Source organism: Candidatus Villigracilis sp., assembly GCF_057083605.1.
On sequence record NZ_JBXMTI010000014.1, the window covers coordinates 56,791 to 69,886 of the forward strand.

12 protein-coding genes are annotated in these 13,096 nt (G+C 49.8%); 7 read left to right on the forward strand and 5 right to left on the reverse strand.

The features are described 5' to 3' along the window. Nucleotides 1–164 precede the first annotated feature (164 nt). The 7 genes from trpE (at nucleotide 165) to trpA (ending at nucleotide 8,451) form a co-directional block, all read left to right on the forward strand. The gene (gene trpE, locus AC14M5_RS02685) at nucleotides 165–1,616 is read left to right on the forward strand and encodes an anthranilate synthase component I (RefSeq protein WP_484028083.1); all 1,452 of its coding nucleotides are present in this window, start codon (nucleotides 165–167) and stop codon (nucleotides 1,614–1,616) included. A 174-nt stretch (nucleotides 1,617–1,790) separates the two neighbouring features. Then, complete coding sequence (gene trpS, locus AC14M5_RS02690) at nucleotides 1,791–2,846, forward strand: tryptophan--tRNA ligase (protein WP_484028084.1); 1,056 nt, start codon at nucleotides 1,791–1,793, stop codon at nucleotides 2,844–2,846. Between the two features lie 114 nt (nucleotides 2,847–2,960). Next, nucleotides 2,961–4,577 (forward strand): anthranilate phosphoribosyltransferase, encoded by a 1,617-nt coding sequence (gene trpD / locus AC14M5_RS02695; RefSeq protein WP_484028085.1) that lies wholly within the window; start codon nucleotides 2,961–2,963, stop codon nucleotides 4,575–4,577. A gap of 31 nt (nucleotides 4,578–4,608) precedes the next feature. After that, a complete protein-coding gene (gene trpC, locus AC14M5_RS02700) occupies nucleotides 4,609–5,397 on the forward strand; it encodes an indole-3-glycerol phosphate synthase TrpC (RefSeq protein ID WP_484028086.1) in 789 nt (262 codons plus the stop codon). A 145-nt stretch (nucleotides 5,398–5,542) separates the two neighbouring features. Continuing rightward, on the forward strand, nucleotides 5,543–6,220 hold the full coding sequence (locus AC14M5_RS02705) for a phosphoribosylanthranilate isomerase (RefSeq protein WP_484028087.1): 678 nt from the start codon (nucleotides 5,543–5,545) through the stop codon (nucleotides 6,218–6,220). A gap of 41 nt (nucleotides 6,221–6,261) precedes the next feature. Then, a complete protein-coding gene (gene trpB, locus AC14M5_RS02710; RefSeq protein WP_484028088.1) occupies nucleotides 6,262–7,452 on the forward strand; it encodes a tryptophan synthase subunit beta in 1,191 nt (396 codons plus the stop codon). A gap of 186 nt (nucleotides 7,453–7,638) precedes the next feature. Then, the gene (gene trpA, locus AC14M5_RS02715) at nucleotides 7,639–8,451 is read left to right on the forward strand and encodes a tryptophan synthase subunit alpha (protein ID WP_484028089.1); all 813 of its coding nucleotides are present in this window, start codon (nucleotides 7,639–7,641) and stop codon (nucleotides 8,449–8,451) included. Nucleotides 8,452–8,694: 243 nt separating this feature from the next. Here trpA and AC14M5_RS02720 read toward each other — a convergent pair whose 3' ends face one another. The 5 genes from AC14M5_RS02720 to AC14M5_RS02740 form a co-directional block, all read right to left on the reverse strand. Continuing rightward, nucleotides 8,695–9,678 carry a hypothetical protein gene (locus tag AC14M5_RS02720; RefSeq protein ID WP_484028090.1) on the reverse strand — a complete coding sequence of 328 codons (984 nt, stop codon included), beginning with the start codon at nucleotides 9,676–9,678 and terminating at the stop codon, nucleotides 8,695–8,697. Between the two features lie 199 nt (nucleotides 9,679–9,877). Beyond that, nucleotides 9,878–10,183, reverse strand: a complete 306-nt coding sequence (locus tag AC14M5_RS02725; protein WP_484028091.1) for a hypothetical protein — start codon at nucleotides 10,181–10,183, stop codon at nucleotides 9,878–9,880. A gap of 144 nt (nucleotides 10,184–10,327) precedes the next feature. Then, a complete protein-coding gene (locus tag AC14M5_RS02730) occupies nucleotides 10,328–10,906 on the reverse strand; it encodes a YbhB/YbcL family Raf kinase inhibitor-like protein (RefSeq protein ID WP_484028092.1) in 579 nt (192 codons plus the stop codon). A gap of 245 nt (nucleotides 10,907–11,151) precedes the next feature. Next, nucleotides 11,152–12,207, reverse strand: coding sequence for a saccharopine dehydrogenase family protein (locus tag AC14M5_RS02735; protein ID WP_484028093.1), 1,056 nt, complete (start codon nucleotides 12,205–12,207; stop codon nucleotides 11,152–11,154). After that, nucleotides 12,204–13,043, reverse strand: coding sequence for a lipoate--protein ligase family protein (locus AC14M5_RS02740; protein WP_484028094.1), 840 nt, complete (start codon nucleotides 13,041–13,043; stop codon nucleotides 12,204–12,206). The genes AC14M5_RS02735 and AC14M5_RS02740 overlap by 4 nt, the downstream gene beginning before the upstream one ends. Between the last annotated feature and the right edge of the window lie 53 nt (nucleotides 13,044–13,096).

Genomic DNA, 13,096 nt, shown 5'->3' on the forward strand with positions numbered 1-13,096 from the left:
GGGAGTCCTCTCTCGTCCCTTATGGACGGAGAGGATTCTGTTTTAATCTATATTGTGTCGCTCTGAGGGAGCGTTCGTTGCGACCGAAGAGTCTCGCTCAATGCCGTAGAGATTCTTCGCCGCAAAGCGGCTCAGAATGACACGAACTTAACAAGGAGTCAACCATGCTACTTGAATCAACCCAAGTCCAAACCATCATCCGCGAGGTATCCGCGGACCTTGAAACCCCCGTCAGTTTGTATCTCAAACTGCGCGGCGACGGCGCGTCCTTTTTATTGGAATCCGTCGAAGGCGGCGAACGCATCGCGCGCTATTCGTTTATCGGTGTCCAACCCAGAGCGGAATATATTTTGCGCGATGGTCAGGTTGAAATTAAAGAAAATGGTGAAACGCGAACCATTGAACTCGATGACGCTGACCCGACCCTGTTTTTGCAAAATGAAATGAACCGCTTTCCCGCCGTCCGCTTGCCGAACGCGCCGCGCTTCACGGGTGGGTTGGTGGGCTATCTAGGGTATGAATCTGTCAGATTTTTTGAACCAACTCTCAGGTCCAGCATGAGCCGTGCTGAGCGCAGTCGAAGCATCCCCGATGGAATGTATCTTCTCGCCGATACCATCGTCGCATTTGATCATGCGCGCCGCACCATCTTCCTCATCGCAAATGTTTTGGATGGTGATACACAAGCTGCTGAACAAAAACTTGATTCGATTGCCGAGCGCATTCATCAGCCTTTGCCCGCCGCGCAAAAAATAAATGTCACGCCGTCAAAGGTCAAGGCCAGCCATACGCAGGGAACGTATGAAGATATGGTGCGCACCGCCAAGGAACACATTGCCGCAGGCGACATTTTTCAAGTGGTGCTTTCGCAGCGTTTCAGTCGCGAAACCAACGTCGAGCCTTTCGATGTTTATCGCGCCGTGCGCCGCCTCAACCCTTCGCCGTACATGTTCTTTTTTGATTTCGGACTCGTGGACGATGAGCCGCTTTACATTGTTGGATCGTCGCCCGAGATGTTCGTTCGTTTGGAAGGAAGAACCGCTTCGCTCCGACCGATTGCTGGGACGCGCCCCCGAGGAGCAGATGCCGCCGCTGACGCATCGCTTGCCACAGACCTGCTCGCCGATCCGAAGGAACGCGCGGAACATGTGATGCTGGTTGATTTGGGTCGCAATGACCTCGGGCGCGTGTGCGAATATGGCACGATCAAAGTTTCTGATTTTTTCACAGTTGAAAAATATTCACATGTCATGCACATCGTCTCTCACGTTGAAGGGACTCTGCGTCCCGAACTGACTGCCTTCGACCTGGTCCGCGCTGCCTTCCCCGCAGGCACAGTCAGTGGAGCACCGAAAGTCCGCGCGATGGAGATCATCGCTGAGTTGGAATCTGACGCACGCAACGCTTACGCAGGCATGATCGGCTACTTTGGCTTTGACGGCGCCATGGACACCTGCCTCGCCATCCGCACCATGGTTGGGCGCGGCAACACCGTCAGCGTGCAAGCAGGCGCAGGCATCGTCGCAGATTCGGACCCATCTATGGAGTATCAAGAGACAGTGAATAAAGCGAGCGCGATGTTGCGTGCGATTGATGCGGCAGAATCAAATTCATAAAAACCTCGGTGGTTGAGTAGCCCGAGGCGATAGCCGAGGGCGTATCGAAACCACCAGTTAAAAGAAAAATTCTTGTAACAAAAATATTCTTGGAACTTGTTGGTTTCGATACGGCGGACGAACGCCGCCTACTCAACCAACGAAGTATAGAAGAAATAATAAAAGGAATAACCCATGACAAACCCCAAACCCCGTCTCCTCACCGGTGACCGCCCAACAGGACGCCTGCACCTCGGTCACTATGTCGGCTCGCTGGCTAACCGTGTGCGCTTGCAGCATCAATATGAATCCTTCTTCATCATCGCGGATTTGCACACGCTCACAACCAAGCCTGAGCCGCAGTACATCAAAGAGATTCCGACCTACATCCGCGAGATCGTTTTGGACTATCTCGCAGTGGGCATTGACCCGCAGGTCAGCACGATCTTTGTGCAATCGGCGATCCCGGAAACCTACCAATTGAATCTGCTCTTTGAAATGCTCGTTACTGTTCCGCGCCTCGAACGCATGCCGACCCTCAAAGATATGGCTCGCGACGCCAATATTGACTCGATGCCATTTGGTCTGCTCGGCTATCCCATCCTACAAGCTGTGGATATTCTGCTGCCGCGCGCGCAAGCCGTCCCTGTTGGCAAGGACAATCAATCGCATATCGAACTTGCCCGCGAAATAGCGCGCAAGTTCAATAATCTTTATGACGCTGAAGTGTTCCCCGAACCAGAATCCATTATCGGTGACGTCCCCTTGCTGGTCGGCACAGATGGACAGAACAAAATGTCCAAGTCCCTGAATAATGCCATCTATTTATCCGACGATGTAAAGACTGTCGAAGAAAAAGTCAAAGGCATGTACACCGATCCGAAACGTCTGCGCGCCACTGACCCAGGTACTGTGGAAGGCAATCCCGTCTTCATCTATCACGATGCGTTCAATCCCTCCTACGCCGAAGTGGATGATCTTAAGGAGCGCTATCGCAAGGGACAGGTCGGCGATGTGGAAGTCAAGGAAAAGCTTGCCAAAGCCATCAACACCTTCCTCGAACCATTCCGCGAAAAACGCGCATACTACCTCGCACATCCCACCATCCCGCGCGACGTGCTTGCGGAAGGAATCCGCCGTATGCAGACCGAAGCCAAAGAGACCATGAACCTCGTCCGCGATGTCACTGGCCTATCGTATTCGCTCGATCTGTTTGCTGATGAAGTGGACATCTTTGGAAATGAAGAATGATATGTCGTTGCGAGGAGGGTGCTCTTCCCGACGAAGCAATCTCCTCATAACTGGAGACTGCTTCGGGCAAAGAACAAGAACGCCCTCGCAACGACATTGGAAACGGAGAAACCTATGCTAGCCTTAATCGATAACTACGACTCCTTCACCTACAACCTCGTCCAATACCTTGGCGAACTCGGCGCGGACATTCGTGTCTTTCGCAATGACCAGGTTTCATTGGACGAGTTGATCGCGCTCAAGCCAGACCATCTTGTCATCTCCCCGGGCCCTGGCGAGCCTATCAAAGATGGCGGTGTCTCTCCTGAAGCCATCAAACACTTCACGGGCAAGATTCCTGTGCTCGGCGTCTGCCTCGGACATCAGTGCCTCGGCGCAGTTTACGGCGGCAAAGTGGACCGCGCTCCGCGTCTCATGCACGGTAAGACCTCGCCCGTCACACACAATGGACAGGGTATCTTCAAAGATATTCCAACTCCCTTTGAAGCCATGCGCTATCACTCACTGGTGGTCTATGACCCAATTCCCGCCGAGCTTGAAGTGATTGCCGTTACGCCAGAAGAAGAAATTATGGGCCTCAAACATCGCCAACATCCCACTTATGGTGTGCAATTCCATCCCGAGTCCATTCTGACCGAGCATGGCAAACAACTGCTCAAGAATTTTCTCGATATTAAGATTGCCCCTCCTCCCTCTACGGAACTGTCCATGCTCAAACCGTTCATCGCCAAGACCATCAACCGTACCGATCTGACCGCTGAAGAAGCCGAAGAAGCGATGAACGTCATCATGACAGGTCAAGCCACGCCTGCACAAGTCAGTGCATATCTGGTTTCGCTGCGCATGAAGGGCGAGACCATTCCCGAGATCACAGGTTCTGTCCGCGCCATGCGTGCCAATGCAGTGAAAGTAAAACTTGCGAATCCAGACGAACGCATTTACGACATCGTCGGCACAGGCGGCGATGGCGCTCACACCTTCAACATTTCCACCGCCGCCGCATTCGTCCTCGCGGGTACTGGACGCAAAGTTGCCAAGCACGGCAACCGCGCCGCGTCATCACATTGCGGTTCTGCGGATGTGCTCTCCGCCCTCGGCATCAGCCTCGATCTCACTGCCGAACAGATCGCCCACGCCATCGATACCATCGGTATCGGCTTTATGTTTGCGGCCAAGTTTCATCCCGCCATGAAGTACGCCATCGGTCCGCGCAAGGAAATTGGTCAGCGCACCATCTTCAATGTCCTCGGCCCGCTCACCAACCCTGCGGGCGCGAACATTCAGCTCACGGGTGTCTACGATAGCAAACTCACTGAGCCGCTTGCCAACGTTCTTAAAGAACTTGGTTCTCGCGCCGCAATGATCATCTATGGCGCGGGCGGCACCGACGAGCTCAATACCTGCGGCGTCAATCGCATCAGTCATCTTAAAGATGGCACGGTCAAAACTTATGATCTTGATCCCGCCGAACTCGGCTTCTCTCTCGCCACGATGGAAGATTTGCGCGGCGGCACACCCGATGAATCCGCGGCGATGATGAGAGATATTCTCTCTGGCAAACTAAAAGGCGCTCGCCGCGACTCTGTTCTGCTCAACGCCGCTGGCGCTCTCGCCGCCGAAACTGGCGATTTCAAGTCCGCGCTTGCGGAGGTCATCGCCTCGCTCGATAGCGGCGCAGCCCTCGCTAAACTCAACGCCCTCGTTGAATTTTCCAAATCTGTTTCGCCCTAATCCGCTCATCCGTTTCATAATCCGTTGAAAAATGAATATTCTCGAAAAAATCATTGCTCAAAAGAAACTGGAAATTGCGGCGCTCGACGCTGCCACATTACGCCGCGCCGCGGAGCAGAGTCCTGCGCCTCGAGATTTTCTCGCCGCAATCAACCGCCGCCGCTTCGCCCCCCGCCCGAGCCTGATCGCTGAACTAAAGAGAGCCTCTCCCTCCAAAGGGATTCTCGCCCCCCACCTTGACCTCTTTCAAGTAGCCGACATCTACACCCAAAACGGCGCCGCCGCGATTTCAGTGTTGACCGACGAAAAGTTTTTTCAAGGAAAACTCGAAACTCTTCATGCCTTAAGTACCGATTCCCGAATCCCGATTCCCCTCCTTCGCAAAGATTTCACCATAGACGAAGTCCAACTCTACGAAGCCCGAGCCAACGGCGCTGACGCTATCCTCCTCATCGCCGCTGCGCTCACCGACGATAACCACTTCGCAGACCTGCATGCCTGTGCCCTGAGTTTAGGATTGACAGTTTTGGTCGAAGTCCATGACGAAGCCGAAACCGAACGAGCGTTGAAGTTGAAAGATGTGAAGTTGATCGGAATTAACAACCGCAACCTTGCCACCTTCGAAGTCTCCCTCGCAACCACAGAACGCATCCGCCCAATGATCTCCTCTGATATTGCCGTTGTTGCTGAGTCAGGTATTTTCACCGCCGCTGATGTAGAGCGATTAGCCAACATAAATATTGACGCCATTCTAGTAGGGGAGGCGTTGGTCATTTCAGATGATATTCCTGCGAAAGTGCGGGAGTTATCTGGAATGTGATATGTCGTTGCGAGGGCGCTCTTGTTTTTGCCCGAAGCAATCTCCAGTTAATCAGGAAAATCTTATTGAGTAGTATTTGCCAAATAGTAGGAGATTGCTTCGTCGGGAAGTACACCCTCCTCGCAACGACATGAATAGGTAGAGTATGACAATTATAAAAATCTGCGGGATCAAAACATTGAAAGACGCCCTCGCCGCCATTGACGCAGGCGCGGATTATTTGGGATTCAATTTTTATCCCAAGAGCGTGCGGTTTGTTGAAAAAGAAACTTGCGCAGGAATAACGTCCGTTTTGAAACGCGAACATCCGCAAATAAAACTTGTTGGTGTGTTTGTGAATTCATCAGTGGATGAAGTGAAGAATATTCTGGAAACCTGTTCACTGCATTTGGCTCAACTCCACGGCGATGAAACGCCAGAGATGGTAAACGCTCTCAATGGAAAAGCCTTCAAAGCCATTCGATTACACTTGCATCGCACTGCGTTCGTTGCAGTGCAGGTGTCCGCTCAATTCGTTGAGACGTCCGTTCATCCGTTCTTATCCGTTGGCAGCCCCGCGTTGTTGGTGGATGCCGCCGTCAAAGGTGTCTACGGCGGAAGCGGTGTCACTGCAGATTGGTCAGCGGCGGCGGAACTTGCAAAAAAATATCCGCTGTTGCTGGCAGGTGGATTAACTCCAGAGAATGTCGGAGCGGCTATAGGGCAGGTCAAACCCTGGGGCGTGGACGTTGCCTCTGGTGTGGAATCAACTGCGGGTGAGAAAGATGCGGGTAAGATGTCCGTTTTTGTAAAGGAAGTAAAGAGATTGGAGACTAGTGATTAGTCGCAGTCTCCAATCTCCAATTCTCTAATTATCGAGGCACTATGACAACTTTATTACCTCCCAAATTTGGCCCATACGGTGGACAATTTGTCCCTGAAACTTTAATGCCCGCGTTGATCGAGCTGGAGCAGGCGTTCGTGGACGCGCAAAAAGACCCAGCCTTCAGGCGCGAGTTCGAAGGCTTGCTGGCGTCGTTCGTGGGCAGGCCCACGCCGTTGACCTATGCAAAAAGATTATCGGAACAATTGGGCGGGGCGCAAATTTATTTGAAGCGCGAAGATCTGGCGCACACAGGCGCGCATAAGATCAACAACGCATTGGGACAGGCCTTGCTCGTGAAGCGCATGGGGAAGAAGCGAATTGTTGCTGAGACGGGCGCGGGTCAACATGGGGTCGCGTCGGCAACCGTTGCGGCGTTGTTGGGACTTGATTGTGTGGTGTATATGGGCGTAGTGGACATTGCGCGACAGGAGCCGAATGTATTCCGCATGAAGTTGCTCGGCGCAGAAGTGCGCCCCGTGACCTCAGGCACGCAAACATTGAAGGACGCCATCAACGAAGCTATTCGTGATTGGGTGACGAACGTGGGCGATACACATTATTTGCTCGGCTCAGCGTTGGGGCCACATCCGTACCCGACCATCGTGCGCGAGTTTCAATCGGTGATCGGGATTGAAGCACGTGAGCAGATGTTGCGCGATGTGGGACGTTTGCCCGACACGGTCATTGCTTGTGTGGGTGGCGGGTCAAATGCCATCGGCGTCTTCAGCGGATTTGTGGACGATGAGCATGTTGAGTTGATCGGCGTGGAAGCGGGCGGCAGCGGAATCGCTTCAGGTAAACACGCCGCAAGATTTGGCGATGCAACCAAGGCACGCGTGGGCGTGATTCATGGAACGCGAACTTATGTATTGCAAGATGACGATGGACAAATTGCAGAGACTCATTCTGTTTCAGCGGGATTGGATTATGCGGCAGTTGGCCCCGAACACGCCATGATGCGAGATAGCGAGCGGGCATTTTACACATCCGCAACAGATGTGGAAGCGTTGAGCGCATTTCAAACTTTATGTCACACCGAGGGGATCATCCCTGCGCTGGAGTCATCTCATGCCGTGGCGGAGGTCATCAAGCGCGCTCCAAAGATGAGGAAGAATCAGGTGATTCTTGTTAATTTATCTGGAAGAGGGGATAAGGATTTGAATACGGTAATAAAAGAGATTGGAGATTAGAGAATTAGGGATTAGTAAATGCCTCGGTGGTTGAGTAGTCCCGCATGGTTTCGCGGGACGTATCGAAACCACCAGTGTTATGAATACTTTTTATTTTAAGTTTACTTGTTATGTGTTGGTTTCGATACGGGCGAGAAGAGCGCTCGCCCTACTCAACCAACGGAGTATGTAGGAACAGGAATTATTATGAACAGAATCGAAAACGCTTTCAAAAATAAACCAATCTTCATGCCCTATTTCCCTTTGGGCTATCCCAACTTGGAAACATCCATTGACGTTATCGAAGCCCTCGCAAAAAACGGCGCGGACTTGATCGAAGTAGGGCTGTCCTTCTCCGACCCACTAGCAGATGGGCCTGTGATTCAAAAGGCGACACAGATCGCATTGGAACAGGGAATCACAGTTAAGAAATCACTCGCGGCTGTTGCGGAGTTGCGCAAGCGCGGCGTAACCATTCCTCTGATTCTGATGGGTTACTACAATCCAATGCTAGCTTATGGACTGGAGAAGTTCATCCACGATGCGCGCGAAGCAGGTGCGGATGGATTTATCATCCCTGATCTTCCACTGGAAGAATCGGAGGAGTTTCAATCTATATTGAACGACGCTTCGACTGCGAGCGAGACGAACACTCGCTCTCCGCTCAGCGCGATGCCATTGATTCAAATGCTTGCGCCTACATCGCCAAACGAACGCATGGAAGCGATTGCAAGAAATGCAAAGGGATTTATTTATCTTGTTTCTGTTACAGGTGTGACGGGTGCGCGCATTGCCATTTCAGAGGGACTCGGTGAGTTGATTTCTCGCGTTCGCGAGCACACCTCCGCGCCTGTGTGCGTGGGATTTGGCATTGGCACGCCTGAGCAAGCCAAACAAGTCGGTGCGCTAGCGGATGGAGTCATTGTTGGTTCGGCGTGTGTGAAGACGATTGGGGGGAGTGAAAATCCAGTTGAGGCGGCGAGGGAGTTTGCGAGGAGTTTTCGAGATGCTTTAACATGAATCGGCGGGATAAATCCCTGCCTCAGTTCGTGGAAGTCCGCTCAGGCGGACTATGTCCGCAAGCCCGAAGGGCTTCCATGTATTGAGCAAGCGGCTTTAGCCTGCGGCGGTTCGGCGTGTGTGAGGGCGATTGGGGAGAGTGAACAGCCTATTGAGGCGGCAAGGGAGTTTGCAAAGAGTTTTAGGGAGGCGTTGAAGAGATAAACAGAAAGCTTATTGAAAGACCTGAAGCGGTTGGGAATGTTAATCGCAAATGCTAGCAAAAAAATTACACAAAACTGGCTTAATAATATTCCCATATAAAATGTCTTGAATAAAAGCATCCCCTAAGCTAGTTAGAATAAAGATAGACAAACTTATAGCAATTCCAACTAAAAGATAATTTTTGTTTCTCTCATTGTATTCCTTCGCGTATAGCTTTATTAGCTCTGTTTTTATCCCGAGGGAAATTTCTTTTTCCATCTTTGATTTAATTTGCAAAGCTTTATATTGATCTTGGATGATTTGATGTTCCGACCTCAGATGAGAGAACAGACGATCTGGTTCAATAATCTGAATCGCGGCTATTTGCACAATATTCAACAGAATAAACCTGAAACCAATAATCAATATGATTATGGCTGGTATATTCCATAAAAATATCGAATTGTTGACATCAAATCCCATTAGGATAGTAAGCCGAATCGGCATGTAACCAATAAAAAGAAGAAATGAGATCGTACCAATAATGTCGATTGCTTTCGAAAAGAATAATTTTGGATTATAGGCAATTAATAACACGCAGCCAAAGAAAAACGAATAAGCTAAATAACTGGCGGAAACAAAGTATTTATGACTTCCGAAAATTTCCCCGTCAAATATTTGTACTAGGGCTTGTAATAAGAAGATCAATAAAAGGAGGATTGTCCTTCTTTGATCTCTTTTCCATAACCACCTATCGATTTTTTCTTTCTCTTTTGGTGGTTTGGAATAACTAATCACTAAGGTGATTCCCACAAAAAGCATGCTAAGTAGGTTTATTGATGAAACAATCGACGGTGTGGTTAAACCTTGAGTTTTGATTTCTTGATATAGAATGAATAATTGCAGGTAAACAATGTACCAAACTGGAAAAGCTGCCAAGTAAGAAATAGTTCTGGTTCTTTTCTCTGTTTGAGCAATGTTTTGACGTTTGGCTAAAAACGCTTTAATTTCCTTTTGGAGCGTCTTTGATTGTTTTACGTCCATTTTGTTTTTCTCGCAAAAATCCGTTTTATTGGTTCACTTTTGTAAGTACATATTATTATTTGTTCTCTCCGCAATCTCAACCGTTTGATCAGACTCAAAATTGGATGTGAACCACCGATAGGCTTGTTCTCGGTCTGGACCGCCTTTGTTTACCCACCTTCATTCAATGTCGTCAAACTTGCTCTGATATTCTTCATTTTCATCCAATGATATCATGGAGCTCTTTTTCTTCGATGAGCTCTGTGACATGCTCTCCCTCCAGTTTTTCGAGATGCTTCATCAAATTGATCTTTAGGCGTTTGATCTCATCCTGCAACTGTTCAAACGTCACAGGGCGAATGTCAGGATCGAAGTGGATTTCAGGAAAGTTGCGTTGAAAGATATTCTTGACCAGCAGGATTTGATAAACTGTCCGCCCGCTTTCCATTTTGCCAACATCTTTCAAAACGCCTGTGTAGATCAACTTGTCGTCAATATATAAACCAACATAGCCTCCAGGTTTCATGTAAATCTCCTTGATATCTTCAGAGGCATTCTATCATGGTCACCATACCGTTTTGGATGCGTGGACAGAGGTAGCCAAAAGCCTATAGAAACCGTAAACAGCTTGCAGCCGGGTCTCGAAGCGCGTTGAATTTAATCCAAAAGTTTAACGGCTAAATGTTCCCATCAATTCAGCATTGGCAAGGACATGTCCTTCCATCGCTGCCAGCAAATCTTTTTTATTGGCACTGCTGGATAGATCAAGCATCGCATCCAGCGCGTACAACTTGAAGAAATAACGGTGTGTGCCAGAAGGCGGGCAGGGGCCATGATAACCAGAACTGCCTGCGGAAGTTTTTCCTTGCAGGCTGCCGTCGCTGAGTTTGGCATCGGTGGGTGCGCCCTCTTTCAGGTCACGGGTTGAGGCGGGGATGTTGAAGATGATCCAATGTACCCATGTTCCCGATGGGGCGTCAGGATCATCCATAATGAGGGCAAAACTTTTTGTTGCGGCGGGTGGCTTTGTCCACATCAGCGCGGGGGAAACATCGCGGCCATTGCAGGAGAAATCGGAAGGGATCGCTGCGCCGTTTACGAAGGCGGGGCTTGTGAGCTTGAATGACATGGAGACCTCCTCGGTTTGAATATTTGTGGATTGTAATTCAGTTGGAGGAATATCTTGTGTGGGTTGTGAAGTACATGCGGCAACGCTCATTACCAGACCGATGAATAGGATTTTTTTCATGGTGTACCTCTTGGAGAGTGTTTTAATACTCAATTTTCGATACGGGTTTGTAGGGACATAGAGAAACGATTGATAGTCAAAATTATGAATCGACTCGCTGTGTCTCTACTTTTAGGACACTTAATTACAAATCTTCTCGCGTCACTCCTGAAAACTCAATTTTAGACACGGGTTTGTAGGGACACAGCAAAACGACTGATGGTCAAAATTACGAATCGACTCGCTGTGTCCCTACTTTCGAACACTTAATACAAATCTTCTCGCGTCACTCCTGAAAATTGTAAAATAAAATCTGAGCCATAGGCTTTGCTTGGGGTTTGAAATCCAGGTTTGTACTCGGAAGATAAAATGCATTTCATAATTTCAACAGAGGTAAGTGCGGTCAGGTGATAGGCTTCGGGTGTTCGCAATTTGGCGCGGACTTTTTGTTTGCCGTCGCTTACTTCGGCGATCATCAAACTGAACCCGTTTTCGTTTTTATCTTTTGAAGGGCCCGATGGCAGGAATACTCCAATCAACCATTTTATAAAATCTTTTGCTGCGCGTGTATATAACAACGGGCCGATGTAACGGGTCAAGTACATCACGTTGACCATCGCATTTGGAAAACCCATATACACTGTGACGTTTGGAATACCTGTGCTGTGATAAGCCGTGCTCACATCACCCCAGCCTACTGAAACGACGCGGGTTGCGCCGCGTCCAAAATCCACACGCTTGGCATCCCAAACATTCGGCACGCGGATAAATTTTCCATCACGACGAATGCGTCCCTGCCTGTGCATGTTTTCAATTCCAGAACGCGCCGTACCGCGTGAGACTCCACTGCCAATACTTTTGATGTAAAGATTTAGTTCTGTTGCCTCAGGCAATTTACTGGCAGCATACGCAACCAAACAATCCGATGGCACAACGTCAAAACCAGCGCCGGGCAATAATATGATGCCTGCGCGTTTTGCTTCATCATCCATTGCGGCCAGTGCTTCAAAGCCTTCGATCTCGCCGCTGATATCCACGTAATGTTTTTTGTTGCGAATGCAGGCCTCAGCCATTTGACGAAAGGTCAACACGAACGGTCCCGCACAATGCAAAACCGCATCGACTTCCTGCAAAGCAGAATCCAATGCGGCTGTGTTATCCAATATGAAAGCGCGATATTCCAAATGATATTTTTCGGCTTGCGCGCGCAATCGCTTTTCATCACGCCCCGCAAGGTTGAGTTGCAATCCCTCTTTTATTGCCTGTTCAACAATCAACTCCCCCGTGTATCCGTACGAACCATAAACCAGAATTTTTTTCATAACCGCTCTGTCCACGAAGCGTGCGCATACTTTTTCTGGACAAGCTCGTCGGCTCTTTCGGATTCAGATTGAGATAGCTCCCCACGCTCAAACTGGATTCCCAACTCCGCCTCAAAGCCTCGGACGAAAGCCTGAGCGGCTGTTTCCCAGGCCGTTCCCACACCCAAAACGGATTCGACACTTGTGTTGAGTGCTGTCGAAACAGTCGTGGCGTGCGCCAGCAGTCTTTCTGCAGCATGTTTGCGTGACGCTTCATCTTTAAATATAAGTACCTCGCATATGCGAGTCAAGTCACCTGTCAGCGGAAGTGACCCATGCTGCAACACGCCTTCCTTCTTGCGAGCCTGCGCCGAGCCGATCAGCTTTTTTCCATTGACAGTGATCTCATATGTGGATGGCACTTCAAAGCAAACAGGGTTTAGATTCTGCGAAGCAGGTGTGGCCGCATGTTCCTTGATTTCAACAGGGACACTCAGCGCGCGCACCGCATGTAACAAAGCCTGAGCTAATCGATTATAGGATTCAAGCACGCCGCCTGCGAGTACAGGTTCTTCCGCACTGCCTGTAACAGAGTAAGTCAATTCGTCAGTATGCAGGATCGCTCGTCCCCCCGTGAGGCGACGCACCACTTCCCATCCATGAGATTTGAGTCTCTCAACATCCACCTCCTTGAAGGATTGCGCATGTCCCAATGATAGGCAGGGAGGATCCCATGAATAAAGTCGTAAAGTAGGTTGCGATTCACCGCGATGAATATGTTCGAGAATAGATTCATCCACAGCCATATTCCATGCGCCGTTGGATGGGGGAGTGTAAAGGAGTCTCCAGATTGTCATGGGAGTATTTTACTCCGAGACGCAGACCTCCGAGTTCTTTAAGAACTCGGAGG

What these genes read in the sequence shown, in the direction of transcription:
- trpE (WP_484028083.1), top strand. Translation starts at nt 165, where the DNA reads ATGCTACTTGAATCAACCCAAGTCCAAACCATCATCCGCGAGGTATCC.
- trpS (WP_484028084.1), top strand. Translation starts at nt 1,791, where the DNA reads ATGACAAACCCCAAACCCCGTCTCCTCACCGGTGACCGCCCAACAGGA.
- trpD (WP_484028085.1), top strand. Translation starts at nt 2,961, where the DNA reads ATGCTAGCCTTAATCGATAACTACGACTCCTTCACCTACAACCTCGTC.
- trpC (WP_484028086.1), top strand. Translation starts at nt 4,609, where the DNA reads ATGAATATTCTCGAAAAAATCATTGCTCAAAAGAAACTGGAAATTGCG.
- AC14M5_RS02705 (WP_484028087.1), top strand. Translation starts at nt 5,543, where the DNA reads ATGACAATTATAAAAATCTGCGGGATCAAAACATTGAAAGACGCCCTC.
- trpB (WP_484028088.1), top strand. Translation starts at nt 6,262, where the DNA reads ATGACAACTTTATTACCTCCCAAATTTGGCCCATACGGTGGACAATTT.
- trpA (WP_484028089.1), top strand. Translation starts at nt 7,639, where the DNA reads ATGAACAGAATCGAAAACGCTTTCAAAAATAAACCAATCTTCATGCCC.
- AC14M5_RS02720 (WP_484028090.1), bottom strand. Translation starts at nt 9,678, where the DNA reads ATGGACGTAAAACAATCAAAGACGCTCCAAAAGGAAATTAAAGCGTTT.
- AC14M5_RS02725 (WP_484028091.1), bottom strand. Translation starts at nt 10,183, where the DNA reads ATGAAACCTGGAGGCTATGTTGGTTTATATATTGACGACAAGTTGATC.
- AC14M5_RS02730 (WP_484028092.1), bottom strand. Translation starts at nt 10,906, where the DNA reads ATGAAAAAAATCCTATTCATCGGTCTGGTAATGAGCGTTGCCGCATGT.
- AC14M5_RS02735 (WP_484028093.1), bottom strand. Translation starts at nt 12,207, where the DNA reads ATGAAAAAAATTCTGGTTTATGGTTCGTACGGATACACGGGGGAGTTG.
- AC14M5_RS02740 (WP_484028094.1), bottom strand. Translation starts at nt 13,043, where the DNA reads ATGACAATCTGGAGACTCCTTTACACTCCCCCATCCAACGGCGCATGG.